This is a genomic window from Stenotrophomonas maltophilia, from assembly GCF_023518235.1.
Taxonomy (GTDB): Bacteria; Pseudomonadota; Gammaproteobacteria; order Xanthomonadales; family Xanthomonadaceae; genus Stenotrophomonas.
The window spans coordinates 4508221-4534233 of the sequence record NZ_CP090423.1 but is presented as its reverse complement, the minus strand read 5'-3'; the positions used below and the strand labels follow the sequence as shown (position 1 = coordinate 4534233).

Below are 26013 nucleotides of genomic sequence, written 5' to 3'. Positions count from 1 at the left end.
TACAGAAAGCGCGAGCCTTTGCATGAAGAAGTCTTTGCCATCAGGCAGGCGCCTCAGCATGACTTCGCCGCGCCCGCGCTGACGTCCCTTGCTGCCAACGGAACAGATACAGGATGGCCAGTTTGGTACTTCCGCTCACCACGGCCAGCAGCAGCAAAGGCCATCCCATCCGCAGGCCCATGGCGAAGGCAAATACGATCGTGGACAGGTCCATCAGCAGAATCAACTGACTCATCCGCAGCGACACGGCACCGGTGTGGCCATTGCGCAGGATCAGCAGAATCTGGTGCACGTAGCCCTGCGCCAGCAAGGCGGTGATCACCACAATCATCGCGCCGGCCACTACCCTGCCCTCATCCACGTGACGGTTGCCCCAAGCCAGACCGGCCAGCGCGCAGATCAACAGCAGCACGGCTGCCAGCAGGCTGATCGTGGCGGAGCCACTTCGGCGGTCACGCCAGATCTCCACCAGGATGCTCATGACCAGTATCGATGCGAGCAAGCGCGGCCAGACAATGAAGTGATTGAATGGTGTGACGCTGTAGCCGTAGATGAAGAACGAAAGGTACGCCAGGAAGCTGACCGTGAACTGGTTCAGCGACAGCACTGAAGTGGCGCTGTCATTCGCGCCCGCACGTTCCCGGCGGCTGCGCACCAGTCGCAACTGCGCGCCCACACCCAACAGGCTCAGAAAAATGAAGGCCGTGTTGACCGTGCCTGCGATGTTGTAGAACGCCGTTCCCATGCAGATGGGGCAACGCCCCTCTCCTCTGTGACCACCGCCATGCGGGCCGAAGCCAGCATGGCGGCAACTCGACACAAGGTAGACACCAGCTGCCTTACGCCACCTTGGCGCCTTCCAGGAAGTCCTGGGCGAAGCGCTGCAGCACGCCGCCGGCTTCGTAGATCGCTACTTCCTCGTCGCTGTCCAGGCGGCAGGTGACCGGCACGATCACGTCCTGGCCGTCGCGGCGGTGGATGACCAGGGTCAGGTCGGCGCGCGGGGTACGCTCGCCGACCACGTCGAAGGTCTCGGTGCCGTCGATGCCCAGAGTCAGGCGGGTGGTGCCCGGCTTGAACTCCAGCGGCAGCACGCCCATGCCGATCAGGTTGGTGCGGTGGATGCGTTCGAAGCCCTCGGCCACGATCGCTTCCACGCCGGCCAGGCGCACGCCCTTGGCGGCCCAGTCACGCGAGCTGCCCTGACCGTAGTCGGCACCGGCGATGATGATCAGCGGCTGCTTGCGCTCCATGTAGGTCTCGATCGCCTCCCACATGCGCATCACCTTGCCTTCCGGCTCCACGCGCGCCAGCGAGCCCTGCTTCACACTGCCGTCGTCGTTGCGCACCATCTCGTTGAACAGTTTCGGATTGGCGAAGGTGGCGCGCTGCGCAGTCAGGTGGTCACCGCGGTGGGTGGCGTAGGAATTGAAGTCTTCTTCCGGCAGGCCCATCTTCGCCAGGTATTCGCCGGCGGCGCTGGAAGCCAGGATCGCGTTGGACGGCGACAGGTGATCGGTGGTGATGTTGTCCGGCAGTACCGCCAGCGCGCGCATGCCGGCCAACGTGCGTTCACCGGCCAGTGCTCCCTCCCAGTACGGCGGGCGGCGGATGTAGGTGCTCTGCGGGCGCCAGTCGTACAGCGGGCTGACCGCCGCGCCATGCTCCACGCGCACGTTGAACATCGGGTTGTAGACCTTGCGGAACTGCTCCGGCTTCACCGCCGCCTTGACCACGGCGTCGATCTCCGCATCGCTCGGCCAGATGTCCTTCAGGCGCACCTCGTTGCCATCGACGTCCACACCCAGCACGTCCTTCTCGATGTCGAAACGCACGGTGCCGGCAATGGCGTAGGCGATCACCAGCGGCGGCGAGGCCAGGAAGGCCTGCTTCGCGTACGGGTGGATGCGGCCGTCGAAGTTGCGGTTGCCCGACAGCACGGCCGTCGAATACAGATCGCGGTCGATGATCTCCTGCTGGATTGCCGGGTCCAGCGCGCCGCTCATGCCGTTGCAGGTGGTGCAGGCGAAGGCGACGATGCCGAAGCCGAGCTTCTCCAGGTCCGGCAGCAGGCCGGCCTCTTCCAGGTACAGCTGCACTGCCTTCGAGCCCGGTGCCAGCGACGACTTCACCCACGGCTTGCGCAGCAGGCCGCGTTCATTGGCCTTGCGCGCCAGCAGGCCGGCAGCGATCACGTTGCGCGGGTTGGAGGTGTTGGTGCAGCTGGTGATGGCGGCGATGATCACCGCGCCATCGGGCATCAGGCCCTGGGCCTGTTCGGCCTTGCCGGCTTCCAGCTTGGCTTCATCGGCAATGCCGCGCTCGGCCAGCTCGGACACCGGCAGACGGCGATGCGGATTGCTCGGCCCGGCCATGTTGCGCACCACGCTGGACAGGTCGAAGCGCAGCACGCGCTCGTACTGCGCGGTGGCCAGCGCATCGGCCCACAGGCCGGTGCTGCGCGCGTATTTCTCCACCAGCGCCACCTGCGACTCTTCGCGGCCGGTCAGGCGCAGATAGTCGATGGTCTGCTGATCGATGTAGAACATCGCCGCAGTGGCACCGTATTCCGGACACATGTTGGAGATGGTGGCGCGGTCACCGATGGTCAGTGCCGCGGCACCCTCGCCGAAGAATTCAAGGTACGCACCGACCACGCGTTCCTTGCGCAGGAACTCGGTCAGCGCCAGCACCACGTCGGTGGCCGTGATGCCCGGCTGCGGCCGGCCGCTCAGCTCGACACCGATGATGTCCGGAAGGCGCATCCACGAGGCGCGGCCGAGCATCACGTTCTCCGCTTCCAGGCCGCCCACGCCAATGGCGATCACGCCCAGCGCGTCCACGTGCGGGGTATGGCTGTCGGTACCGACGCAGGTATCCGGGAACGCCACGCCGTCCTGCACGTAGACCACCGGCGACATCTTCTCCAGGTTGATCTGGTGCATGATACCGTTGCCCGGCGGAATCACATCCACGTTCTGGAACGCCAGCTTGGTCCAGTCGATGAAGTGGAAGCGGTCTTCGTTGCGGCGGTCTTCAATGGCGCGGTTCTTCTCGAACGCCTGCGGATCGAAACCACCGCACTCCACCGCCAGCGAGTGATCGACGATCAGCTGTACCGGCACCACCGGATTGACCTTGGCCGGGTCGCCGCCCTTGTCGGCGATCGCATCACGCAGGCCGGCCAGGTCCACCAGCGCAGTCTGGCCCAGGATGTCGTGGCAGACCACGCGTGCCGGGAACCACGGGAAATCGAGGTCGCGACGGCGCTCGATCAGCTGCGTCAGCGAAGCGGCCAACGTGGCCGGATCGCAGCGGCGTACCAGGTTCTCGGCCAGCACGCGCGAGGTGTACGGCAGCGCGGCATAGGCGCCGGGCTGGATCGCATCGACGGCGGCACGCGCATCGAAATAGTCCAGCGTGCTGCCGGGGAGGTTCTTGCGGTAATCGGTATTCATGGGCTGGCGGAGTACTTGGGGCGGGCCGGGTGCCGGCAATGCGGCGGCGAATGCATCCGGCCGGCGCAGAGCCGGCCGGATGGGTACAGCGGGTGGATCAGACGCGCTTGTCGATGGCGACGAAGTCGCGGTCTTCCGGGCCGATGTAGTTGGCGCTCGGGCGGATGATCTTGCCGTCGATGCGCTGCTCGACGATGTGCGCGCTCCAGCCGGCGGTGCGTGCGATCACGAACAGCGGGGTGAACATCGCGGTCGGCACGCCCATCATGTGGTAGCTGACGGCGCTGAACCAGTCCAGGTTCGGGAACATCTTCTTGATGTCCCACATCACCGACTCCAGGCGCTCGGCAATGTCGTACATCTTCATGCTGGACTGTTCTTCGGACAGCTCGCGGGCCACGTCCTTGATCACCTTGTTGCGCGGGTCAGAGACGGTGTAGACCGGGTGACCGAAACCGATCACCACTTCCTTGCGCTCGACGCGGGCCTTGATGTCTTCCTCGGCCTCATCCGGGTTGTCGTAGCGCTTCTGCACTTCGAACGCCACTTCGTTGGCGCCGCCGTGCTTCGGGCCACGCAGTGCGCCGATGCCACCGCAGATCGCGCTGTACATGTCGCTGCCGGTGCCGGCGATGACGCGGCAGGTGAAGGTGGAGGCGTTGAACTCGTGCTCGGCGTACAGGATCAGCGAGGTGTGCATCGCCTTCACCCACGAATCCTGCGGCTTTTCGCCGTGCAGCAGGTGCAGGAAGTGGCCACCGATCGAGTCGTCGTCGGTTTCCACGTCGATGGCGCGGCCGTTGTGGCTCCAGTGGTACCAGTACAGCAGCATCGAGCCGAGGCAGGCCATCAGCTTGTCGGCGATGTCGCGCGCGCCCGGATGGTTGTGGTCATCCTTCTCCGGTGCCACGCAGCCGAGCACGGATACGCCGGTGCGCATCACGTCCATCGGGTGCGCCGACGGCGGCAGTTCTTCCAGTGCGGCCTTCACTGCGGCCGGAATGCCACGCAGCGACTTCAGCTTGGCCTTGTACGAGACCAGCTCGGCTCGGGTCGGCAGCTTGCCGTGCACCAGCAGGTAGGCGATTTCCTCGAATTCGCTGGTGTTGGCCAGGTCCAGGATGTCATAGCCGCGGTAGTGCAGGTCGTTGCCACTGCGGCCCACGCTGCACAGCGCGGTGTTGCCGGCAGCGGTGCCGGACAGGGCGACGGACTTCTTCGGCTTGAAGGTCGGGGTTGCGGTCGTATCGTTCATGTTTCCCTCCGAAAACTTGATGGTGCAGGGTACTGCTTATTTCTTGGCGGCGAACAGTGCATCAAGCTGCTGCTCGAAGGCGTGGTAGCCGATGCGGTCGTAGAGTTCTTCGCGGGTCTGCATGGTCTCCACCACGTTGCGCTGGTGGCCATCGCGGCGCACCGCCTGGTAGACGTTCTCTGCGGCCTTGTTGGCGGCGCGGAACGCCGACAGCGGGAACAGCTGGATGGCGACGCCGGCCGAGGCCAGTTCATCGCGGCTGAACAGCGGGGTGGCACCGAATTCGGTGATGTTCGCCAGCACCGGCACCTTCACCGCGTCGACAAAGCGACGGTAGGTGTCCAGGTCGTAGGCGGCCTCGGCGAAGATGCCGTCGGCGCCGGCCTCGACGCAGGCGATGGCACGCTCGATGGCCTTGTCCACGCCGTCCACCTGGATGGCGTCGGTGCGCGCGATCAGGAAGAAGTCCGGATCGGTCTTGGCATCGGCAGCGGCCTTCACGCGATCGACCATTTCACCCTGCGAGACGATTTCCTTGCCCGGGCGGTGACCGCAGCGCTTGGCGCCGACCTGGTCTTCGATGTGGCAGGCGGCCGCGCCGGCCTTGATCAGCGACTTCACGGTGCGCGTGATGTTGAACGCGCTCGGGCCGAAGCCGGTGTCGATGTCCACCATCAGCGGCAGGTCGCAGACATCGGTGATGCGGCGCACGTCGATCAGCACGTCTTCCAGGGTGTTGATGCCCAGGTCCGGCAGGCCCAGCGAACCGGCAGCGACACCGCCGCCGGACAGGTAGATGGCGCGGAACCCGGCGCGCTTGGCCAGCAGCGCGTGGTTGGCGTTGATCGCGCCGATCACCTGCAGCGGCGATTCGGCAGCCAGCGCCTCACGGAAGCGGGCACCGGCAGAGAATGGAGTGGAAGCAGTCATGCGGCAATCCAGTTTGGAGAACGGGTAGGTGGGTGCAAACACCATGCCAAGCTGCAAGCCGTTGATTTCACGGGGATGACCGGACTACAGCACTGAAACGAATGAAACATTGAAACAGATGTATCATGAAACATCGCTCCCGCCCCCCCTCCCCGCCGCCATGTACCTGCCCCGCTCCCCGCTGCGCCACGCCGATGCCGACCCGGGCCGTCCGGTGATCTGGACGGTCAGCGTCTCGCGCCTGACCGGTCTGCTCGGCGATGTCATTCCCGAATTCGACCGCCGCGCGCGCATCGAGCAGATCAATCTCGGATTCGAGGACGCGGTGTCGGTGATCGGCCAGCGCCTGCGCCGCGAGCATTGCGACGTGGTGATTGCCGGTGGCTCCAACGCCGCCTGGCTGCGCAGCCGGCTGGAACTGCCACTTGTGCCGATCCAGGCCAACGGCTTCGACCTGATGGAGGCGCTGGCGCGGGCACGGCGCATCGCCAGCCGTATCGGCCTGGTCACCCACGCCAGCGACGTGCCGGTGTTCAGCAACTTCCAGCAGAGCTTCGGGCTGGACATCGAGCATCGCCGCTTCGTCACCCGCGAGGATGCGCGCGACTGCATCGCCGACCTGCGCGCCAACGGTATCGAGGTGATCGTCGGCACCGGCATGGCCATCGACCACGCCGAACAAGCCGGCCTGCCGGGCGTGCTGCTGTACTCGGCCGATTCGGTACGGCAGGCGTTCGAGCACGCACTGGAACTGACCCAGACCCTGGCCCGCTCTGGCGGCAGCCGGCCCGCGCCGCGCCGCCGCGCCACACCAGGCAACGATGCCCACGCCCTGCTCGGCGACAGCGAGGCGATGGCGCAGGTGCGCGCGCAGATCGCGCTGTATGCACCGCATGACAGCACCGTGCTGGTCACCGGCGAAACCGGCACCGGCAAGGAGCTGGTCGCACGCCAGCTGCATGCGGGCAGTGGCCGACGCGGCCGCTTCGTCGCGCTGAACTGCGGTGCGATCAGTGAATCGCTGCTGGAGGCCGAGCTGTTCGGCTACAGCGATGGCGCGTTCACAGGCGCACGTCGCGGCGGTCGTGTCGGCCTGGTTGAGGCCGCCGACGGCGGCACGCTGTTCCTGGATGAGATCGGCGAACTGCCGCTGCCGCTGCAGACCCGCCTGCTGCGGGTGCTGGAAGAGCGCGAAGTGCTGCGCGTGGGCGCCACCGAACCCACCCCGGTCGACCTGCGCGTGGTGGCAGCCACGCTGCAATCACTGGAGCAGCGCGCGGCAGCGGGCAGCTTCCGTCGCGACCTGTATTACCGGCTGGCGGCACTGCGCATCGCCCTGCCGCCGCTGCGTGCACGGCGCTGTGACATCCCGCTGCTGGCCCAGCATTTCTTCCGCCAGCTGCGTGGCGTCGATGCGCCGCTGGATGAAGATGCCCTAGCGGTGCTGACCGCCGCCGAGTGGCCGGGCAATGTGCGTGAGCTGCGCAACCTGATGGATCGCCTGCGCATCCATTGGCAGCCCGGTGAAGGGCAGATCGACGCGGCGCGACTGCGGCAGCTTGCGCCCGAGCTGACAAGCGAAGGCGCGACGGCACTGCCGCTGGAAAGCAACGGCAAGCGCCCGCCGCGTGCACAGCTGGAAGCACTGCTGCAGGAACACCGCAATGACCGCGAGGGCATGGCCCAAGCGCTGGGCGTATCACGCACCACGCTGTGGCGTTGGCTGCGCGCGGAGGGCCTGTAGCGTCGAGCTTGCTCGACTTATGTAGAGTCGAGCCATGCTCGACTGGGGAAAATCAGCCGAGCATGGCGCGGCTCTACAGGAGGAGCAGTCGAGCAAGCTCGACGCTACAGAAGCTGCGCGCGACGGCGCGCGTCGAAGGCGAAGCGGCCACTGCCCACCGCTGCAATCCACAGCAACAGCACGCCCAGCGGCACTTCGCTCAGATAGAAGAACCAGCTCAGCCAATCCAGCACGCCCAGCCCGGCCGGAATGCGCGCGATGCCGTCGGTCAGCGCCGCCACCGCGCAGATCGCCGCCAGCAGCAGGGCCGACGGGCGGCTCAACAGGCCCAGCACCAACAGGCCACCGGCAATCCATTCAATGGCCCCGAGCACCGGCGCACTGAACACCGGAAACGGGATGCCCGCCTCGACCAGCGTATGCACCATGCGCTCGCGCCCCGCATCGGTGAACACCTTGTTCCAGCCGGAGACGCAGAACATCACCCCGGCCACGATGCGGGCCAGCAACAACAGCAACGCTTCCACGCCGCGGCGCGGCGGCGGCACGGCAAACAGGCAACGCCAGGCAGGCATGGCAACTCCGCAGATCGAGGGCATCGGCCGGAGTGTGCCTGCCAGCGACCTGCTCGCAGATGAAGCAGGCCGGTCCGTTCACGACACCCCACTCCGTAGCGTCGAGCTTGCTCGACGGCGGTCGCTCTGCCGCCAAGAGCAGCCGAGCATGGGCTCGGCTCTACAGCAGCCCCAGCATCACCATCCCGCCTTACGGGTACAGCAGGCGCTTGCTCCAGCGCCCTTCGGCACCGGCTTCATAGCACCAGCGCTCGTGCAGGCGGAACTGCGCGCCGTACCAGAACTCGATGCGGTCGGGCACCACGCGCAGACCACTCCAGCCGTCCGGACGCGGCACCTCCTTGCCCTCGAAACGTGCCTCGACCTCCGCCACGCGCGCATCGAACTCTTCGCGCGTCGCCAGCGTCTTCGACTGCTGCGAGGCCCACGCACCGATCTGGCTCATGCGCGGGCGGCTGGCGAAATAGGCATCGGCTTCGGCATCGGCGACCTGCTCGACACGGCCTTCGATGCGCACCTGGATGCCGGCCTCGCGCAGGCTGCGCCACAGGAACAGCAGCGCGGCCTGCGGATTGGCCTGCAGTTCCCGCCCCTTGTGGCTGTCCAGGTGGGTGTAGAACACGAAGCCGCGCTCGTCGAACGCCTTCAGCAACACGGTGCGCGCCGAGGGGCGGCCATGCGTATCGGCGGTGGCCACGGTCATCGCGTTCGGCTCGACCTCGCGGCTCTGTTTGGCCTCTTCGAACAGGCCGGCAAACGTGGACAGGGCTTCGGCGTACAGGTCGCTCATGATTGCGTTCTTCTCACACGGATTGGGCTATTGTGGCTGCATGGCCGCTGCTGCGTATATGCCCCAGGTGAAAGGATTCCCCGAAACATTGGCCGAACAGGCGCTGGACGATGCGCTGGGCAGCGGCGCAGCGGTTCCAGTATTGGCGATCAGCGGCCTGCAGGGGAGCGGCAAATCGACGCTGGCCGCACAGGTGGTGGCGCGCGCACAGGCGCGCGGCCTCAACGCGGCGACGCTGTCCATCGATGACGTCTACCTGACCCGCGCCCAGCGCCAGCGGCTGGCCCGCCAGGTGCATCCGCTGCTGATCACCCGTGGCCCACCCGGCACCCATGACCTGCCACTGGCCCACGCCGTGCTCGACGCAGTGGCCGCGCGGCACCCCTTCGCCCTGCCCCGCTTCGACAAGCTGGCCGACGAGCGCCTGCCCCAGGCGCAGTGGCCGCGAATTGAACGGCCGCTCGATCTGCTGGTGTTCGAAGGCTGGTTCCTGGGCACGCCGGCGCAGGCCGACGACGCGCTGCACAGCCCGCTGAACGCACTGGAACGCGAAGCCGACGCCGACGGCCGCTGGCGTCGCTGGTGCAACCAGGCGCTGGCCCGCGACTACCCGGCGCTGTGGCAGCGCTGCGACCGCCTGTGGTTCCTGCAGCCGCCGGATTTTTCGGTGGTGCCGCGCTGGCGCTGGCAGCAGGAGCAGAACCTGCAGGCCGCACAGCCGGGCCGGCACGGCATGAGCCGGCCACAGCTGGAGCGCTTCGTGCAGTACTACGAGCGGGTCAGCCGGCAGGCGCTGCAGGCCTTGCCGGCGCTGGCCGACCACGTGGTGGTGCTGGACGGCCAGCGCCAGGTGCAGGCACTGCGCTGAACGCACTTATTCGACCAGGAAGGTCACCCGCAGGTTGACCCGCCATTCGGTGATCTCGCCGCTGCCGTTGGTCACCACCTTGGTCTCGTTCACCCAGGCGCCCTGGATGCCCTTGACCGTCTCGGAGACCTTCTTCAAACCGCTGCGTACGGCGTCCTCGACACTTTTCGGCGAGGAGGCGGTGATTTCGATGACCTTGGCGACCGACATGGGCTGTACTCCGGCTGGCGCGGGAACCCCCGCAGGAACCACCACCCTGACGTGAAGAACGTAAAGGCCGGGGCATGGAGGTGTTAGCATCAGAGGGCATGAATCCTGCTCCGAACCTGATCCTGATCGGCCCGATGGGCGCCGGCAAAACCTGCATCGGCCGCCGCCTCGCCGAGCGCTTCACGCTGGACTTCGTCGATGTCGACCAGGCCATCGTCGACGCCGCCGGCGCCAGCATTCCGACCATTTTCGAGCACTCCGGGGAAACCGGCTTCCGCGCCCACGAACGCGAGGCGCTGGCCCACGTGCTGGCAGGCCGCGGCCAGCTGGTTTCCACCGGTGGCGGCGCGGTGCTCGATCCGGGCAACCGTGCCCTGATCGCCCAGCGCGGCTTCGTGGTCTACCTGCGGGTCAGCGTGACCGCACAACTGGAACGGCTGGCCCGCGACAAGGGCCGGCCGCTGCTGCAACGCCCGGACCGCGAGCAGGTGCTGCATGACCTGGCCGCGCACCGCGACCCGCTCTACCGCGAGCTGGCCGACCTCACTCTCGATACCGACCCCTACACCGCTGCCGATGCGACCGCCCAGCTGGTGGTCAAGCTGGCCACGCAATGGCAGCGCCAGGACCTGACCGCATGACCTCCCCCGCTCTGCTGCAGGTCGCCGTTGGCGGCGACCGCCCCTACTCCATCACCATCGGCGCCGGTGCACAGGCCGACGGCACTGCGCTGGCCTCGCATGTGCGCGGCCGTCACGTGCTGCTGCTCAGCGACAGCGAAGTGGCGCCGCGCTACCTGGCGGCGGTGAAGCAGACGCTGCTGGCCGCACGCCCGGACCTGATCATCGGCGAGCACGTGCTGGCTGCCGGTGAAGCCTCCAAGACCCTGGCCGAATTCGGCCACGCGATCGAAGCGCTGGCCGCGCTCGGCGCCACCCGCGATGCCTGCGTGTTCGCCCTCGGCGGCGGCGTGGTCGGCGATCTGGCCGGTTTCGCTGCGGCCTGCTGGATGCGCGGCGTGGACTGCGTGCAGCTGCCGACCACGCTGCTGGCGATGGTCGATTCGTCGGTGGGCGGCAAGACCGCCGTCGACATCCCGGCCGGCAAGAACCTGGTCGGCGCTTTCCATCCGCCGCGCGCGGTGATCGCTGACACCCGCGTGCTGGCCACCCTGCCGCCGCGCGAGCTGCGTGCCGGCCTGGCCGAAGTGGTGAAGTACGGCGCGCTGGGCGATGCGGTGTTCTTCGAGTGGCTGCAGCAGCATGCCGATGCGCTGCTGGCCGGTGAGGATGCGGTGCTTTCCGAAGCCATCGCGCGCAGCTGCCGGCACAAGGCCGCCATCGTCGAGCGTGACCCGTTCGAGAAGGGCGAGCGTGCCCTGCTCAACCTCGGCCACACCTTCGGCCACGCCATCGAGACCGAACAGGGTTACTCGGCCCCCGGCCGCGATGCGCTGAACCATGGTGAGGCGGTGGCGGTGGGCATGGTGCTGGCCGCGCAGCTGTCGACCGACCTGGGCCTGGCCGACGATGCCGACCGCGCGCGCCTGCAGGCACTGCTGGAACGCCTCGGTTTGCCGGTGACGATCCCGGCCGGGCTGGACCCGCAGGCCCTGCTCGGCCGCATGCGGCTGGACAAGAAGAACGTGGCCGGCCGCCTGCGCCTGGTGCTGTGGCGGGGCATGGGCCGCGCCGAAGTGGTGCCGGACGTGGATGAGGCGGCGGTGCTGAAGGTGCTGTCGGTGCGGTAGTGCCGGCCGCTGGCCGGCAACTTCAGCAACGGGGAAGCCGGCCAGCGGCCGGCACTACCGGGCTGCGCGGCAGGATTGCCGGCCAGCGGCCGGCACGACCGCGTTGCGGCCGGGGTCACCCTGGCCCCGCTACAATCGGCGCCATGCACGTCTACCTGCAACATCCCGACGCCGGTGCGCAGGCACCGCGCTTCCTGCGCCTGAACCTGCAGCCGGACCTGTTCGGCGGCTGGGAGCTGCTGCGCGAGAGCGGCCGCGTCGGTGGCCGCTCGCAGCTGCGGCGTGAGCTGTTCCTGCAGGCCGACGATGCCCGACATGCCTTCGAGAAGGCCCGCGATGCCGAACTGCATCGCGGCTTCCAGATCCTTTCGCACGGCGACTGACGCCGCTGCCCACTTTCGTCCAAGGAATGCCCATCGTGACCAGCCCTCTCCGCAACGATCGCCTGCTGCGCGCCCTGCGCCGCGAACCGGTGGATTGCACGCCCGTCTGGCTGATGCGCCAGGCCGGCCGCTACCTGCCGGAATACCGCGCGACCCGGGCCAAGGCCGGCAGCTTCCTGGCAATGGCCAAGACCCCGGAGATCGCCTGCGAAGTCACCCTGCAACCGCTGCGCCGCTTCCCGCTGGACGCGGCCATCCTGTTCTCGGACATCCTCACCATTCCCGACGCAATGGGCCTGGAGCTGTACTTCGTCGAAGGCGAAGGCCCCAAGTTCCGCCACCCGGTGCGCGATGAAGCGGCCATCGCCAGGCTGGCGGTGCCGGACATGGAGCAGGACCTGGGCTATGTGATGGACGCGGTGCGGCTGATCCGCCGCGAACTGGACGGCCAGGTGCCGCTGATCGGTTTCTCCGGCAGCCCGTGGACGCTGGCCTGCTACATGGTCGAAGGCGGTGGCAGCAAGGACTTCGCGCGCATCAAGGCGATGGCGCTGAACCACCCGCAGGCGTTGCACCGCCTGCTGGAGGTCACCACCGAGGCGGTGATCGCCTACCTCAGCGCGCAGCGTGCGGCCGGTGCGCAGGCGCTGCAGGTGTTCGACACCTGGGGCGGTGTGCTGTCGCCGGCGATGTACCGCGAGTTCTCGCTGCGCTACCTGCAGCGCATCGCCGAAGGCCTGGAGCGTGGCCAAGGCAGCGAACGCACGCCGCTGATCCTGTTCGGCAAGGGCACCGGCCTGCACCTGGAAGCACTGTCGCAGACCGGCGCCGATGCCCTGGGCCTGGACTGGACGTTGGACCTGGATGAAGCGATGCGCCGCACCGGCGGCCGCGTCGCTCTGCAGGGCAACCTCGACCCGACCACCCTGTACGCCTCGCCGGATGCGATCGCCGCCGCCGCCGCGCGCGTGCTCGATACCTATGCCGCCGGCAACGGGGGTTCGCGCGAGGGCCATGTGTTCAACCTCGGCCATGGCATGTCGCCGGACATGGACCCGGCCCACGTGCAGGTCCTGGTCGACGCGGTGCACGCACACAGCCAGCGCTGAAACAAGCGCCGCAAGCGTCACGGTGCGACGTTGATCGCACCGTGACCCGGTTTGCGCGATCATGGCGCCCCCACGCTGCACCGGCCACACGCCATGCCCACATCGTCATCGACCTACAACCGCCACCGTCCCCTGCTGTGGCTGGTGTCCTTGGCGATCTTCATGCAGATGCTGGACTCGACCATCGTCAACACGGCATTGCCGGCGATGGCGGCCAGCCTGGGCGAAAGCCCGCTGCAGATGCAGTCGGTGGTGTTCAGCTATGCGTTGGCGGTGGCAACCTTCATCCCCGCTTCCGGCTGGATCGCCGACCGCTACGGCACCCGCCGCACCTTCCTGCTGGCCATCATCCTGTTCACCCTCGGCTCGCTCGCCTGCGCGCTGGCCCAGCACCTGCACCAGCTGGTCGGCGCGCGCGTGCTGCAGGGCATCGGCGGCGCGATGCTGCTGCCGGTCGGCCGGCTGGCGGTGATGCGCTCGGTGCCACGCGAGGATTTCCTGCGTGCCATGAGCTTCATCGCCATCCCGGCGCTGGTCGGCCCGCTGATCGGCCCGACCCTGGGCGGCTGGCTGGTCGAGATTGCCTCATGGCACTGGGTGTTCCTGATCAACCTGCCGATCGGCGTGATCGGTTTCATCGCCGCGATGAAAATCATGCCCGACCACTACGCCAGCCATCGCACCCGCTTCGACCTGCGCGGCTACATCATGCTGGCCTTTGCGATGGTGGTGCTGTCACTGGCGCTGGACGGCATTTCCGGGCTGGGAACGCCGCACGCGCTGGTGATGCTGATGACCGTGGCCGGCCTGGCAGCACTGGTCGGCTACTGGCTGCATGCGGCCAATTCAACCGCGCCGTTGTTCTCGCTGGCGCTGTTCCGCGTGCCCAGCTACCGCATCGGCATTCTCGGCAACCTGTTCTCGCGCATCGGCAGCAGCGCCATGCCGATGCTGATCCCGCTGCTGCTCCAGGTCGGCCTGGGCCTGGGCCCGATGAATGCAGGCCTGATGATGGTACCGGTGGCGGCCGCCGGCATGGTCTCCAAGCAGCTGGCGGTGAAGCTGGTCGAACGTTTCGGCTACCGCCGCGTATTGATGGTCAACACGGTGCTGGTCGGGCTGGCGATGGCCAGCTTCATCCTGATGACACCGGGCCAGCACCTGGCGCTGCGGCTGCTGCAGCTGGCGTTCTTCGGCGCGGTCAATTCGCTGCAGTTCACCGTGATGAACACCGTGACCCTGCGTGACCTGGACCGCGAGTTCGCCAGTTCCGGCAACAGCCTGCTGTCGATGGTGATGATGCTGGCGGCCGGTTTCGGCGCCGCCGCAGCCGGCAGCCTGCTGGCCGCGTTCGGCAATCACCTGGACAGCACCGATGCCACGGCGGCGTTGCATGCCACCTTCCTGTGCGTGGGCGCGATCACGCTGACCTCGACGATGATCTTCTGGCAGCTGCCCGACACCAAGCCGGAACCACGGCAGGTCGAGCACGTCGCGGAGTGAGGGTGGTTCGGCAGGGCCTGCGGCCCTGCACCTGCTACAAGCCAGAGCAACAGCCGGCTCTGTGAATGCCGTGCGCTGGGCGGTAGGGTGTGGGGCTGCAGGACACGCCGTAAACCCATCCCTGGGGACTCGATGGCGCCATCCATGGCGCCAACGGTCCTGCAGCCCCACACCGCACCGCCCCCGACAGTTTCCCGGTGACGGCTGGTAGATCGCAGAATCCTGTCAAGGGCGGGGTGGGTCCGGTTGCGGGAGTGTCCGCCGCATGGATGCCGCGGCCAAGCCCCCATCGATGGGTTTACGGCGTCTCCCGCAACCGGATCCACCCCGCCATCCCACAGGAAGCCAGCTTTTGCTTCGGCTGTTGCTCTTGTTCCGGCTTGCAGCAGGTGCAGGGCCGCAGGCCCTGCCGAACTCCCTACCGCCCCATGACCCTGGCAATCGCTTCCACCAGCAACTCACCGGTCACCGGCTTGCGCAGGAAACCGCCGATGCCGGCCGCCTCCACCTGCTGCTGCAGGTCCGGATCGGTGCGCGCGGTCACCGCCAGCAGCGGCAGCATGTAGCCCTGGTTGCGCAGATGCTGGGCCAGCTCGAAACCACTCAGACCCGGCAGGTCCAGGTCGAGCAGACCGACGTCGAAGTCACCGGCACTGATCTCACGCAGCGCCGCCAGCGCGTGCCCCGCATGCACCACCTCATGGCCACGCGCACTCAACAATCCGCGCATGACGTCGGCCACGGTGGCATCGTCTTCCACCAGCAGTACCCGCAACGGCGGCAGGCGCGTGGCTTCATCGCGATCCGCTGCAGCGCCCGTCTCGGAATCGGTATCTACCACCAGCGGCAACGGCAGCGTCACCCCGAAACAGGTGCCGCGCCCCAACTGGCTCTCCACCTGGATGCGGCCCTGCATCGCCTGCGCCAGCTCACGGCAGATCGCCAGTCCCAGGCCACTGCCACCGTACTGTGCGGCGGTGCGCGCGCCATCGGCCTGTTCGAAACGACGGAACAGGCGCTGCTGTTGTTCCTGGCTGATACCCGGTCCGGTATCGCGCACTTCGAAGTGCAGCGCGCGCAGGTCGCCGTCGCTGCGTGCGTGCAGGGTAATGGTGCCGCGGCTGGTGAACTTGACCGCGTTGGACAGCAGGTTCAGCAGGATCTGCCGCACCCGCATGGCATCGCCGGTGGCATGCAGACCTGCCGGCAGCTGGTTGTCCAGGTTGAAGTGCAACCCCTTCTGTGCCGCCAGCGGGCCCATCAGCGCGGCCAGATCCTGCAGCAGGCAGCTCAGCGCGAACGGCTTGGACTGCAGCTCCAGCCGCCCGGATTCGATCCGTGCCAGATCCAGCGCATCGTTGACCAGATGCAGCAGGTGCTCACCGGCATGCCGGATCGACTGGGTGTAGCCACGCTGCTGTGGGTCCAGCGGCGAGGCCAGCAGCAGTTCGCTCATGCCCAGCACGCCGGTCATCGGGGTGCGGATCTCATGGCCCAGATTGGCCAGGAAACGGGTCTTGGCGGCCGACGCCTGTTCGGCCAGCTCCTGCTTGTGCAACGCCAGCTGATAGGCGTGGCGGCGTTGCAGGCGGCGGCGATAGAGCCACGCAAACCAGCTGGTCAGCAGCAGGGCGATCGACGCCAGCACCAGCAGCCCGGACAGGCTGCGCCACCAGGGCGGTTGCACGCGGAACTCCAGGCTCTGCACCCGCGACCAGACGTGGTCGGCCGAGCGCGCCTGGACTTCCAGCCGGTAGCTGCCCGGTGCCAGGCGCGAGAACAGGCGCTCGCCGGCCGGCCCGACTTCGACCCAGTCCGGGTCGTAGCCGGCCAAGCGGTAGCGATAGGTATTGGACGCCGAATCGGCAAAGGACAACAGCCGCGCGACGATGCGCAGGTCGCGGTCGCCGTCGGCGATCTGCAACGGTGCATCGTGGGTCATGTCCAGCACCTGCTCATTGCGGCGCACTTCCACCCGCTCGATCACCAGCGGCGCGCGCCGCACCGAAGGCCGCACCTGCGCCGGATCGAACACCACCGCACCGGCCGGGGTACCGGCCACCAGATGGCCGTCCGCCGCCGCGATCAACGTGTGTTCGCGGAACTCCTGGCTGGGCAGACCATCGTGCACGCCGTACAGACGCACGCTCTGGCCATCGGCACTCACCCGCACCAGGCCGCGCGCACTGGTCGCCCAGGCCACGCCCTGGCCATCAACCACCAGGCCGGAGGCGGAAATGGCCGGGTATCCCTGTTCCGCGCCGATCACCGCCTGCCGTTCCAGGCGGCCCTGGCTCCAGCGATAGCGCGACAGGCGGCCATCCTCGGACAGCCAGACCTGGCCATCACGACCGACATGCAGCGCATGGATGGCCGTTGCCGGCGCGCCCGGCACCGGCTGGAAGCGCCCGCTGTCGGGCAGCCACTGCAGCAGTCCGCGGCTGCTGGCCAGCCAGATATGGTCCTGCGGCCCGCATTCGACATCGAGGTTGAGCTGGCCCTGCTGCAATCCGCGTTCACCGTTGTCCAGCTGGTGCTGCACGTGTCCGTCGAGGTCACGCTGCTGCAGGCCCGAAGGCAGCATCAGCCAGAGACTGTCGCCGTCACAGGTCATCAGGGCCTCGACCACCCCTTCCATGGCGGCATCGGCGCCGGCCTCGCGCCCCCATCGGCGCAGCTCGCGCCGTTGCGGGTCGTAGCGGATCAAGGCATCGGTGGAACCGACCCAGACCTGGCCGTGGCGGTCTTCGCGCACCGAGGTCAACCAATGCATGCCATTGACCCAGGTCCGGTGCTGTTCGACCTTGCCGGTCCTGGGATCGAAGCGGTCCAGCGCGCCGTGCCCGCCGACCGTCCATACGCCGCCATTGCGCGAAGCGCTGGTACCCAGCACCAGCGCGTTGCGCAGCGAGCTGGGGTCATCCTCCAGGCGCGACAGCACGGAGAACTGCCACCAGCGCGGCAGCAGGTGCCACAGCCCGGCATTGGTGCTCGCCAGCCAGATGCCGCCTTCCCGATCCTCGTAGGTGCCGGTCCAGTTGGGCCGGACCGGACCGCGTGCGATCGCGCTGTACAGCGGCACGGTCTGGTACTGGCCATCGACCGCGCGGCCCAGGCCGGTGCGGGTATCCAGCCAGTGCCCTCCCTGCTCGTCGCGCAGCATCATGCCCAGCACCTGCTCGCCCGGCGGCAGTTTCCACGGCGGTGCTTCGAAGCGACCGTCCGGACGGCGCACCGTGGCACCGGCCATGGTGCTGATCCACAGGCTGCCATCGGGCTCGGTGGTCAGCCCGTTGATCAGCGGACTGGGAATGACGTCAGCGCCGACGCGTTCGAAATCGGTACCGGTCCAGCGCGCGACACCATGCTTGGTGCCGATCCAGAGGCTGCCATCGGCCAGCGTGGCCAGGTACGGCACCGACGATGAGGGCAGGCTGCGCGGGTTGTTCGGCTCGGGCAGGAAACGCTGCAGGCGGTCGTGGCTGTCCAGCCGGTACAGGCCGCCCTCATGGGTGCCGAACCAGATCGAGCCATCCGGCGTGCTGGCCAGGCTCCAGACCGTGTTGGTCCCCATCAAAGGCTGGCTGCTGCGGTCGTAGAAGTGCAGCTGGCGGCGGTCGGCCGACATCCGTACCAGGCCCGCATTCTCGGTACCAATCCACAACTGGTTGCGGGCATCGACCAGCACCGTCCAGATGCGGTTGTCGCGCAGGCCATCTTCCGAGCGCCAGACCCGGTAGGTACGCCCATCGTAACGGGCCAGGCCGTCGTTGGTGGCGATCCACAGGTAGCCGTAACGGTCTTCGGCCATGCGGTTGACCGTGTTGGACGGCAGGCCATCGAACACCGTCACCTGTCGCGGACTCGGCGGCACCGGCTGTGCAGCAACCGGCGACACGCAGCACAGCAGGACCAGCAGCAGCATCGCCGCCCGCAGATACACCACCGATGGCCTCCTCACGCTGGATCTGATGATGCCCGCACAGCGGGCGTCGGCATGGTAAACCGAAAGTCGCACCCTTCACGCCCGGCAACGCCGCAGTCACGCCATGGCTTGTCGTTTTGCACGCGCCTGAACAATCGCAGCCACCAGCAGGTCACCGGTCACCGGCTTGCGCAGGAAGCCGTCGAATCCGGCGGCCAGCACCTGCGTCTCGGCGTAGGCATCGGAGCGTGCGGTCACCGCCACCAGCGGCAGCTCGTAGCCCATCGTGCGCAGCTGGCGGGCGATGGCGGTGCCATCCAGCGCCGGCAGGTCGAGGTCGAGCAGGCCGACATCGAAGCGATGGGTGGCAATCTCGGACAATGCGCCCAGGCCATGCAGCACGTGGACCACGTCGTGTCCGCGTCCACGCAGCAGGCCAGCGATGACCTCGGCAACGGTCGCATCATCCTCCACCAGCAGGATGTGCAGCGGTGGCAGCTCCGGCGACGCCGCCGGCTCACCGCTGGCACGCGCCGCCTGCCGGGTCCACGGCAGCGGCAGCTGCACGCGGAACCGGGCGCCCTTGCCGGGCTGGCTGTCCACCTCGATATGCCCGCCCATCGCCACCGCCAGCTCCTGGCAGATCGCCAGGCCCAGCCCACTGCCGCCATAGCGCGACGCCGTGCGCGGCCCCTCGGCCTGTTCGAATCGATGGAACAGGCGCTGCTGCTGCTCGGCATTGATGCCCGGGCCGCTGTCATGCACCTCGAAACACACACCGCCTCGTTCTTCCAGCTGCACCGACAGGCCCACGTGCCCGCGCTCGGTGAACTTGATGGCGTTGCCCAGCAGGTTCAGCAGGATCTGGCGGACACGCATTTCATCGCCGCTGACGCTGATCGGGCCAGGCGGATCCTCGCCGCGCTGGAAGGCCAGCTGGCGCTGCTGCGCCATCGGCTGCATCAGGCCCTGCACCTGGTCGAGCAGCTCCTTGAGATCGAACGGGTGCAGGTCCAGTTCCAGCCGGCCTGCCTCGATGCGGGCCAGGTCCAATGCATCGTTGACCAGCCGCAGCAGGTGGCTGCCGGCCTGCTGGATCGAACCGGCGTAGCTGCGCTGCATCGGGTCCAGCGGCGTGGCCAGCAGCAGCTCGCTCATGCCCAGCACGCCGGTCATCGGCGTACGCACCTCGTGGCCGAGCGTGGCCAGGAAGCGGCTCTTGGCCTGCGAGGCCTGCTCGGCCAGCTGCTGCTTGTGCAAGGTCAGCTGCCATTGCTGGCGCCGGCGCAGCCGCGCACGGATCGCCCAGGCCAGCGTCAGCAGCAACAGCGACCCCAGCAGCACATAGCCGAAGATCGCCATGCCGCTGCGCCACCATGGCGGCAGCACCTTCACCTGCAGCCGCTGCGAAGCAGTCCACGCCCCGTTGGAGGACGCCGCCTGCACTTCGATGACGTAGTGGCCGGTCGGCAGCCGCGACAGCGTGCGCTGGCCGTCGCCGCCCTGCTCCACCCAGTCCTGGTCGTAGCCCTGCACGCGGAAACGGTAACGGTTGCCCTGCGGGCTGGCGTAGGACAACAGCCGCGCGTCGATCTGCAGGTCACGGTCATCCGGCCCCAACAGCAGCGTGCCGGTGACCGGCAACGGCTGCCAGCCACGCGCATCGTCGCGGCGCACGCGCACTTCGGCGATCACCAGCGACGAAGGCGGCCGCGCACTGTCAGCAGCATTCACGTCAAAGGCCACCAGGCCGGTCTGGGTCACCGCCAGCACACGGCCATCGGCGTTCACCGCCGGTGGCCGCCCGGTGAATTCGGCGTCGGACAGGCCATCGCGCTCGTTGAACTGCTGCAGGCGGCGTGCCTGGGGATCCCAGCGCAGCAGGCCGCGCGGCGTCGTGGCCCACAGCTGGCCATTGTCGGCCAGGGCCAACCCGCCCATGCTGACCGGCGGCACGCCCGCAGCCCCGTCGATGCGCTGGATCAGCCGCAGGCTCATGCCATCCCACTGGTAACGCTCGAAGGCGCCCTGGCGCGCCAGCCACATCTGCTGCGGATCGATCCACACCAGGTCGTAGATCGGCCCACGCGAAACGCCCGGCACCGCTTCGAAGCGTCCAGCCTGCGCGCGCCAGATCCCCATCTCTCCCATGATCCAGGGGCGGCCGTGGTCATCGAAACGGATCTGTTCGATGGGCGCATCGGCGCTGCCCTGGAACTGCTGCAACGGATAGCTGTGCAGCAGCCGCCCCTCGGCGCTGCGCTGCTGCAGGTCCAGGCCCATTACCGATACCCAGACCGTGCCATCCGGCGCCTGCCGCATCAGGTCGATGCGCTGGCGCAGGTCGGCACTGCCATCGATGCGCCAATCCTGCAGTGCACCGCTGGCCGGGTCGTACACGGTGATGCGTCCACCGCGTCCCAGCCAGAGGCGCCCGTCCGGGCGCGGCAGCACCGACCACACCACACCGCTGCCGAGCTGGCGGTCGCTGGCAAGCAGGCGCAGGGTGCCCTGCGCATCGAGCCGGTAAACGCCACGGGCCGAGCCGACGTAGTAGTTCTGCCCGTCGCTGGCCGCGCTCAGCAGGTACTGGCTGTCCAGCGGCTTGCCATCGAGCTGGTTCCAGATCGAGAAGCGCCGCCAGTCCGGCGGCAGGTAGGCCAGGCCCTGGGTGAGCAGTGCCACCCACAACCCGCCCTCGTGGTCCTGCAACAGATCCAGCACACCGCTGTGTGCGGTCAGGAAGCCGCTGCCACGGTCACCTTCGAGCCGGCGCAGCATTGCCGCATCCCCACGCAGCAGCCCATCGGAGGTGCCGGCCCAGTAGCCGCCCTGGCGATCGGCCAGCACAAGCGCAGAACGCAGACGGGCACTGTCGGCCCAGCGTGGCCGACTGACCCGGTCCTGTGCGTCGATGCGGTACAGGCCATCGTTCTGGCTGCCCACCCAGATCGAACCGTCAGCATCGCGACTGAGCCGGAGCACGCTCAGCGTGCCCAGTTCGCGTGCGCCCACCGGCTCGAAGCCGGTCCCGTTCCAACGCGCCACCCCGGCTTCTGTGCCCACCCACAGCCGGCCCTGTGCATCGACCAGGCTGGTGAAGATGCTGTTGCTGGGCAGCCCGCCGGGATGCGCCGGATCATGGGTGTAGAGGCGCACGCTGCCATCTTCGCCGAGGCGGCACACACCATGGTTGTTGGTGCCGATCCACAAGGCGTCTTCTGCGTAGGCCAGCGCCCAGAATTGTCCCTCGCAGAGGGAGTTGACCGTGTCGAAGGTCCTGAAGCGCGCACGATCGGCGTCCAGCCGGGCCACGCCCTTGCCGTTCATGCCCACCCACACCCGGTCCAGCGGATCGATCAGCAGCGTCTCGATCTCATTGCCGGGCAACGAACCCGGCTGGTCCGGATCGTGCTCCCAGACCCGCAGGCTGTTGCCGTCGTAGCGGGCAAGGCCGCCGTCGGTGGCCGCCCAGATGTGCCCCTGGCGATCCTCGGCCAGCGCCACCACCATGCGCGAGGGCAATCCTTCGGCGGCCCCGAAGCGGCGCAGGCGTGGTGTTTCCGCCATGTCCGGGGTCGCCGCGGCGGCGGTGATCGCGCCCAGCAGCAGTCCCAACCCCGCAATGCCACGGCACCACTGCCGCCAGCGACTCTTCATCCTGAACCCCCTGTCCTGGGCCGATTGTCACACAGGGCCGGGTTCATGGCTGCAACAGCCTGTTTCCAGCGGCGGCGCCACCACGAACTGTTGCAGTCATGCACGCAACGTTGGCAGGGGGCTGTGCGTATGATCGCAACGTCCCCTTCCCGGAGCCCGCCATCGATGCGTCCCTGCCTGGCCCTGCTGCCGATGCTGCTCGCCACCGCCCCCGCCTGGGCGGCCGCTGACACCTATCGGCTCGATCCGGTGCACACGCGGGTGTTGTTCTCCATCGACCACGCCGGCTACTCGCAGGCCATGGGCACGGTCTCCGGCAGCGAGGGCCGCCTGCAGTTCGATCCCGACAACTGGCGCGACGCCACGCTGGACGTCGAGGTGCCCGTGTCGCGGTTGGACCTCGGTGACACCAAATGGAACCAGGCTACCCTGGCCCGCAGCCTGCTCGACGGCGAACGTTTCCCGAACGCGCGCTTTGTCTCCAGCCGGGTCGAACCGATCGATCCCAAGCGCGCCCACGTGATCGGCACGCTGACCCTGCGCGGGGTCAGCCAGGAGGTCACCCTGGAGGTGACCCTCAACGCCCTCAAACGCTACCCGCTACCGCCGTTCCGGCGTACCGCCGGCTTTTCCGCCACCACCACGCTGAGCCGGCGCGCGTTCGGCATCACCGCCTGGCCGGGCGTGATCGGTGATGCGGTGCAGGTACGTATCGAGGCCGAAGCCACCCTCGACCGCAGCGACACGCCGGGAACTCCCGCCGCCGTTCCGCACTCCGACCCCAAGACGGCCCCCAAGGACCCTTCATGACCGCCAAGAACACCCCCGCCGCCTGGGGAAGTGTCAGCCAGATCCTGCACTGGTTGATCGCCCTGCTGATTCTCGCCTTGGGCGTGGTCGGCCTGACCATGGGCGAACTGCCCAAGACCCCGAAATACTTCTGGGTCTACACCGCCCACAAGTCGATCGGCATCACCGTGCTGGCGCTGGTGCTGTTCCGTCTCGGCTGGCGCCTGTACGCCGGTGCGCCGAAGCCGGTGCCGGGCGTGCCCAGCTGGCAGGAACGCATCGCCAGCGCCACCCACGTGCTGCTGTATGTACTGATGTTCGCCATCCCGCTGTCAGGCTGGCTGTACGACTCGGCCAGCGGCCTGCGCCCGTTCCGCTGGTTCGGCCTGGTCGACGTGCCCAAGCTGAGCGGCCCCGACCCGCAGGTGGTCGCGGTGTCCCATGCCATCCACGAATACGGCTTCTGGCTGTTGATCGCGGTGGTGCTGGCCCACGCCGGCGCTGCCTTCTACCACCACCTGTTCCAGCGCGATGCGACCTTGTCCCGCATGTTGCCGCGCGGCTGGCTTGCCTCCCCTCAGAAGGACTGACCGATGAACCTGAAACTGACCACCCCGGCCGCCGTGGCCGCCGCCCTGGCCGGCATGCTGACCACTGCCCCGGCGCTTGCCGCCGACTACGCACAGGCGCCCGGTGCCGGTTCGATCCTGGTGTTTGCCAGCAAGTACGACGGCGAAGTGTTCACCGGCAGCTTCCCCGGCTTTGCCACCAAGCTCAGCTTCGACCCGGCCAATCCGGCCGCCGGTTCGCTGGACGTGGTGATCCCGCTGGCGGGCGCCAAGAGCGGCAACAGCGACCGTGACTCGACCCTGCAGGGCGCCGACTTCTTCAACGTCGGCAAGTTCGCCACCGCGCGCTACACCGCCAAGGGCTTCCGTGCCGTCGGCAATGATCAGTTCGCCGCCGACGGCACGCTGGAACTGCGTGGCGTCAGCAAGCCGGTCACACTCACCTTCACCTGGAAGCCGGGTGCGCAGCCAGTGCTGACCGGCAAGGCCACGGTCAAGCGCCTGGACTTCGCTGTGGGTGCCGGTGATTGGGCCGACACCAAGACCATCCCCGACGAAACCGCGATCAGCACGATCGTGAAGTTCGACGCGAAGTAAAGCGCGTCTGCCGCCGGGCATGGCCCGGCGCTACCGCAGAACGGCGACACAGGGTGGCGCCGGGCCATGCCCGGCGGATTCAACCCGCGGCCAGCCAGGCCTGCACTCCGGCCGCATCGAACGGCCAGTCCAGCTCGCGATCGCCCGCCTCGTCGCGCAGCACCGGCACGCGGGCGCCATAACGTGCTTCCAGCGCCGGCTGGTCATCCAGGAACACCGAGTCGAACTCCGGCGCCCGCGCCTTGGCCAGCTCGGCCAGGGCCAGGTCGCACAGGTGGCAGTCGTCACGCTGGATCAGGGTCAACACCGGTTCGGCTCCCATGGCGGAAATGCTGCGCCGCAGCCATCGAATGGCCCGGCAAGCCGTTAGAATAGCGGCTTGTCCGGTACCCGCAGTTTGGCATCCATGGCTGTCAGCACGTTCGACGTTTTCAAGATCGGCATTGGTCCGAGTTCCTCGCACACCGTCGGGCCGATGAAGGCCGCCGAGCGATTCATTCACCGCTGGCTGCTCGATCCGGGCCGCCTGCACGAGGTCGCGCGCATCCGCGCCGATGTCTACGGCTCGCTGGCGCTGACCGGTCGCGGCCATGGTACCGACAAGGCGATCCTGCTCGGCCTGGAAGGCCAGCGCCCGAACCTGATCGATCCGGACATCATCCCGGCCACGCTGGAGCGCATCCGCAGCAGCAAGCGCATCCAGCTGATGGGCCAGCACGAGATCGCCTTCGACGAGAAGCGCGACCTGGGCATGAACAAGCGCCAGAAGCTGCCGTACCACACCAATGGCATGCGCTTCACCGCGTACAACGCCGAGGACGAAGTCATCGCCACCCGCGATTACTACTCCGTCGGTGGTGGCTTCGTGGTCAACCAGGACGATGCGGCCGATGACCGCATCGTGCCCGACGAAACCCCGCTGCCCTACCCGTTCAAGAGCGGCGACGAGCTGTTGGCGCAGACCGCACGCAGCGGCCTGAGCATCGCCCAGCTGATGTTCGAGAACGAGAAGTGCTGGCGCAGCGAAGACGAGATCCGCGCCAACCTGCGCGAGATCTGGAGCGCCATGCAGTCGTGCGTGGCACGCGGCATCCGCGAGGAAGGCGTGCTGCCGGGTGGCCTGAAGGTGGGCCGTCGTGCGCCGGCGCTGTACCGCGAGCTGTCATCGAAGCCGGAAGCGGCGATGCGCGATCCGCTGACCACGCTGGACTGGGTCAATCTGTACGCGCTGGCGGTGAACGAGGAAAACGCGGCCGGTGGCCGTGTGGTCACCGCGCCGACCAACGGCGCGGCCGGCGTGCTGCCAGCGGTGCTGCACTACTTCGATCGTTTCTGCCCGGGTGCGAACGAACAGCGCGTGTTCGATTTCCTGCTGACCTCGGCGGCGATCGGCATCCTGTACAAGGAGAACGCCTCGATCTCCGGCGCCGAAGTCGGCTGCCAGGGCGAAGTGGGCGTGGCCTGCTCGATGGCCGCCGGCGGCCTGGTCGCGGCACTGGGTGGCAACCCGAGCCAGATCGAGAACGCCGCGGAAATCGGCATGGAACACAACCTCGGCCTGACCTGCGACCCGATCGGTGGCCTGGTGCAGATTCCGTGCATCGAGCGCAACGCGATGGGCGCGGTGAAGGCGATCAACGCCTCGCGCATGGCGATGCGCGGCGACGGCAAGCACAAGGTGTCGCTGGACAAGGTGATCAAGACCATGCGCGATACCGGCCGCGACATGCAGGACAAGTACAAGGAAACCAGCCGCGGTGGCCTGGCGGTGAATGTCATCGAGTGTTGAATTGTAGAGCCGAGCCCATGCTCGGCTGATGGGGCAGTGGGTAGAGTCGACCGCTGGTCGACTATCGCGCGCAGCGCGGGATTTTCGCGGTCTGATGGCAGAGCCGTCG

21 protein-coding genes are annotated in these 26013 nt (G+C 67.8%); 11 read left to right on the top strand and 10 right to left on the bottom strand.

What is annotated here, in order from left to right; genetic code table 11:
- Positions 1 to 40 precede the first annotated feature (40 nt).
- The 4 genes from LZ605_RS21035 to prpB all read right to left on the bottom strand — a co-directional run bounded on the left by LZ605_RS21035 (position 41) and on the right by prpB (position 5643).
- Positions 41 to 745, bottom strand: a complete 705-nt coding sequence (locus LZ605_RS21035) for a hypothetical protein (protein ID WP_249843195.1) — start codon at positions 743 to 745, stop codon at positions 41 to 43.
- Positions 746 to 839: 94 nt separating this feature from the next.
- The gene (gene acnD, locus LZ605_RS21030) at positions 840 to 3458 is read right to left on the bottom strand and encodes a Fe/S-dependent 2-methylisocitrate dehydratase AcnD (protein ID WP_249843194.1); all 2619 of its coding nucleotides are present in this window, start codon (positions 3456 to 3458) and stop codon (positions 840 to 842) included.
- 97 nt (positions 3459 to 3555) lie between these two features.
- Complete coding sequence (prpC, locus tag LZ605_RS21025; RefSeq protein ID WP_008265338.1) at positions 3556 to 4713, bottom strand: bifunctional 2-methylcitrate synthase/citrate synthase; 1158 nt, start codon at positions 4711 to 4713, stop codon at positions 3556 to 3558.
- A 36-nt stretch (positions 4714 to 4749) separates the two neighbouring features.
- Positions 4750 to 5643, bottom strand: a complete 894-nt coding sequence (gene prpB, locus LZ605_RS21020; protein WP_249843193.1) for a methylisocitrate lyase — start codon at positions 5641 to 5643, stop codon at positions 4750 to 4752.
- Between the two features lie 160 nt (positions 5644 to 5803).
- Here prpB and prpR point away from each other — a divergent pair, with 160 nt between their 5' ends.
- Entirely contained in the window at positions 5804 to 7387 is a 1584-nt protein-coding gene (prpR, locus tag LZ605_RS21015; RefSeq protein ID WP_249843192.1) for a propionate catabolism operon regulatory protein PrpR, read from the top strand.
- A 104-nt stretch (positions 7388 to 7491) separates the two neighbouring features.
- On the opposite strand, the gene LZ605_RS21010 is transcribed toward prpR, so the two are convergent.
- Both LZ605_RS21010 and pdxH read right to left on the bottom strand, forming a co-directional pair.
- Entirely contained in the window at positions 7492 to 7962 is a 471-nt protein-coding gene (locus LZ605_RS21010; protein ID WP_107231222.1) for a DoxX family protein, read from the bottom strand.
- A 190-nt stretch (positions 7963 to 8152) separates the two neighbouring features.
- Positions 8153 to 8752: a pyridoxamine 5'-phosphate oxidase gene (pdxH, locus tag LZ605_RS21005; RefSeq protein WP_249843191.1), complete on the bottom strand. Its 600-nt coding sequence runs from the start codon at positions 8750 to 8752 to the stop codon at positions 8153 to 8155.
- Positions 8753 to 8792: 40 nt separating this feature from the next.
- Between pdxH and LZ605_RS21000 the strand changes: the two genes are divergently transcribed.
- Complete coding sequence (locus LZ605_RS21000; protein ID WP_249843190.1) at positions 8793 to 9620, top strand: kinase; 828 nt, start codon at positions 8793 to 8795, stop codon at positions 9618 to 9620.
- Positions 9621 to 9626: 6 nt separating this feature from the next.
- Here LZ605_RS21000 and LZ605_RS20995 read toward each other — a convergent pair whose 3' ends face one another.
- Positions 9627 to 9830 carry a dodecin family protein gene (locus LZ605_RS20995; protein WP_107231225.1) on the bottom strand — a complete coding sequence of 68 codons (204 nt, stop codon included), beginning with the start codon at positions 9828 to 9830 and terminating at the stop codon, positions 9627 to 9629.
- Between the two features lie 98 nt (positions 9831 to 9928).
- Between LZ605_RS20995 and LZ605_RS20990 the strand changes: the two genes are divergently transcribed.
- From LZ605_RS20990 to mdtD, 5 genes are all read left to right on the top strand, one after another.
- On the top strand, positions 9929 to 10471 hold the full coding sequence (locus tag LZ605_RS20990; protein WP_249843189.1) for a shikimate kinase: 543 nt from the start codon (positions 9929 to 9931) through the stop codon (positions 10469 to 10471).
- Positions 10468 to 11580, top strand: coding sequence for a 3-dehydroquinate synthase (gene aroB, locus LZ605_RS20985; protein WP_249843188.1), 1113 nt, complete (start codon positions 10468 to 10470; stop codon positions 11578 to 11580). The genes LZ605_RS20990 and aroB overlap by 4 nt, the downstream gene beginning before the upstream one ends.
- Before the next feature lie 143 nt (positions 11581 to 11723).
- On the top strand, positions 11724 to 11963 hold the full coding sequence (locus LZ605_RS20980) for a WGR domain-containing protein (RefSeq protein WP_107231228.1): 240 nt from the start codon (positions 11724 to 11726) through the stop codon (positions 11961 to 11963).
- A 26-nt stretch (positions 11964 to 11989) separates the two neighbouring features.
- The gene (hemE, locus tag LZ605_RS20975; protein WP_249843187.1) at positions 11990 to 13072 is read left to right on the top strand and encodes a uroporphyrinogen decarboxylase; all 1083 of its coding nucleotides are present in this window, start codon (positions 11990 to 11992) and stop codon (positions 13070 to 13072) included.
- 93 nt (positions 13073 to 13165) lie between these two features.
- On the top strand, positions 13166 to 14575 hold the full coding sequence (gene mdtD / locus LZ605_RS20970) for a multidrug transporter subunit MdtD (protein WP_107231230.1): 1410 nt from the start codon (positions 13166 to 13168) through the stop codon (positions 14573 to 14575).
- Positions 14576 to 14993: 418 nt separating this feature from the next.
- Here the strand turns inward: mdtD and LZ605_RS20965 are convergent, their stop codons facing one another.
- The gene (locus LZ605_RS20965; RefSeq protein ID WP_249843186.1) at positions 14994 to 18521 is read right to left on the bottom strand and encodes a hybrid sensor histidine kinase/response regulator; all 3528 of its coding nucleotides are present in this window, start codon (positions 18519 to 18521) and stop codon (positions 14994 to 14996) included.
- Between the two features lie 96 nt (positions 18522 to 18617).
- The gene (locus LZ605_RS20960; protein ID WP_249843185.1) at positions 18618 to 22160 is read right to left on the bottom strand and encodes a sensor histidine kinase; all 3543 of its coding nucleotides are present in this window, start codon (positions 22158 to 22160) and stop codon (positions 18618 to 18620) included.
- A gap of 165 nt (positions 22161 to 22325) precedes the next feature.
- Between LZ605_RS20960 and LZ605_RS20955 the strand changes: the two genes are divergently transcribed.
- Genes LZ605_RS20955 through LZ605_RS20945 form a run of 3 tightly spaced genes read left to right on the top strand, consistent with a single transcriptional unit; the run spans position 22326 to position 24115 of the window.
- Positions 22326 to 22970 (top strand): YceI family protein, encoded by a 645-nt coding sequence (locus LZ605_RS20955; protein ID WP_249843184.1) that lies wholly within the window; start codon positions 22326 to 22328, stop codon positions 22968 to 22970.
- Positions 22967 to 23539, top strand: a complete 573-nt coding sequence (locus LZ605_RS20950; RefSeq protein ID WP_005410672.1) for a cytochrome b — start codon at positions 22967 to 22969, stop codon at positions 23537 to 23539. Before LZ605_RS20955 ends, LZ605_RS20950 begins: the two co-directional genes overlap by 4 nt.
- Before the next feature lie 3 nt (positions 23540 to 23542).
- Entirely contained in the window at positions 23543 to 24115 is a 573-nt protein-coding gene (locus LZ605_RS20945) for a YceI family protein (RefSeq protein WP_249843183.1), read from the top strand.
- Between the two features lie 79 nt (positions 24116 to 24194).
- Here LZ605_RS20945 and LZ605_RS20940 read toward each other — a convergent pair whose 3' ends face one another.
- Complete coding sequence (locus LZ605_RS20940) at positions 24195 to 24422, bottom strand: glutaredoxin family protein (RefSeq protein ID WP_249844963.1); 228 nt, start codon at positions 24420 to 24422, stop codon at positions 24195 to 24197.
- 99 nt (positions 24423 to 24521) lie between these two features.
- Between LZ605_RS20940 and LZ605_RS20935 the strand changes: the two genes are divergently transcribed.
- Positions 24522 to 25904 carry an L-serine ammonia-lyase gene (locus LZ605_RS20935; protein WP_024956918.1) on the top strand — a complete coding sequence of 461 codons (1383 nt, stop codon included), beginning with the start codon at positions 24522 to 24524 and terminating at the stop codon, positions 25902 to 25904.
- The last annotated feature ends 109 nt before the right edge of the window (positions 25905 to 26013 follow it).

Coding starts and splice junctions, on each gene's coding strand:
- LZ605_RS21035 (WP_249843195.1), bottom strand. CDS start 745: ATGGGAACGGCGTTCTACAACATCGCAGGCACGGTCAACACGGCCTTC.
- acnD (WP_249843194.1), bottom strand. CDS start 3,458: ATGAATACCGATTACCGCAAGAACCTCCCCGGCAGCACGCTGGACTAT.
- prpC (WP_008265338.1), bottom strand. CDS start 4,713: ATGAACGATACGACCGCAACCCCGACCTTCAAGCCGAAGAAGTCCGTC.
- prpB (WP_249843193.1), bottom strand. CDS start 5,643: ATGACTGCTTCCACTCCATTCTCTGCCGGTGCCCGCTTCCGTGAGGCG.
- prpR (WP_249843192.1), top strand. CDS start 5,804: ATGTACCTGCCCCGCTCCCCGCTGCGCCACGCCGATGCCGACCCGGGC.
- LZ605_RS21010 (WP_107231222.1), bottom strand. CDS start 7,962: ATGCCTGCCTGGCGTTGCCTGTTTGCCGTGCCGCCGCCGCGCCGCGGC.
- pdxH (WP_249843191.1), bottom strand. CDS start 8,752: ATGAGCGACCTGTACGCCGAAGCCCTGTCCACGTTTGCCGGCCTGTTC.
- LZ605_RS21000 (WP_249843190.1), top strand. CDS start 8,793: ATGGCCGCTGCTGCGTATATGCCCCAGGTGAAAGGATTCCCCGAAACA.
- LZ605_RS20995 (WP_107231225.1), bottom strand. CDS start 9,830: ATGTCGGTCGCCAAGGTCATCGAAATCACCGCCTCCTCGCCGAAAAGT.
- LZ605_RS20990 (WP_249843189.1), top strand. CDS start 9,929: ATGAATCCTGCTCCGAACCTGATCCTGATCGGCCCGATGGGCGCCGGC.
- aroB (WP_249843188.1), top strand. CDS start 10,468: ATGACCTCCCCCGCTCTGCTGCAGGTCGCCGTTGGCGGCGACCGCCCC.
- LZ605_RS20980 (WP_107231228.1), top strand. CDS start 11,724: ATGCACGTCTACCTGCAACATCCCGACGCCGGTGCGCAGGCACCGCGC.
- hemE (WP_249843187.1), top strand. CDS start 11,990: ATGCCCATCGTGACCAGCCCTCTCCGCAACGATCGCCTGCTGCGCGCC.
- mdtD (WP_107231230.1), top strand. CDS start 13,166: ATGCCCACATCGTCATCGACCTACAACCGCCACCGTCCCCTGCTGTGG.
- LZ605_RS20960 (WP_249843185.1), bottom strand. CDS start 22,160: ATGAAGAGTCGCTGGCGGCAGTGGTGCCGTGGCATTGCGGGGTTGGGA.
- LZ605_RS20955 (WP_249843184.1), top strand. CDS start 22,326: ATGCGTCCCTGCCTGGCCCTGCTGCCGATGCTGCTCGCCACCGCCCCC.
- LZ605_RS20950 (WP_005410672.1), top strand. CDS start 22,967: ATGACCGCCAAGAACACCCCCGCCGCCTGGGGAAGTGTCAGCCAGATC.
- LZ605_RS20945 (WP_249843183.1), top strand. CDS start 23,543: ATGAACCTGAAACTGACCACCCCGGCCGCCGTGGCCGCCGCCCTGGCC.
- LZ605_RS20935 (WP_024956918.1), top strand. CDS start 24,522: ATGGCTGTCAGCACGTTCGACGTTTTCAAGATCGGCATTGGTCCGAGT.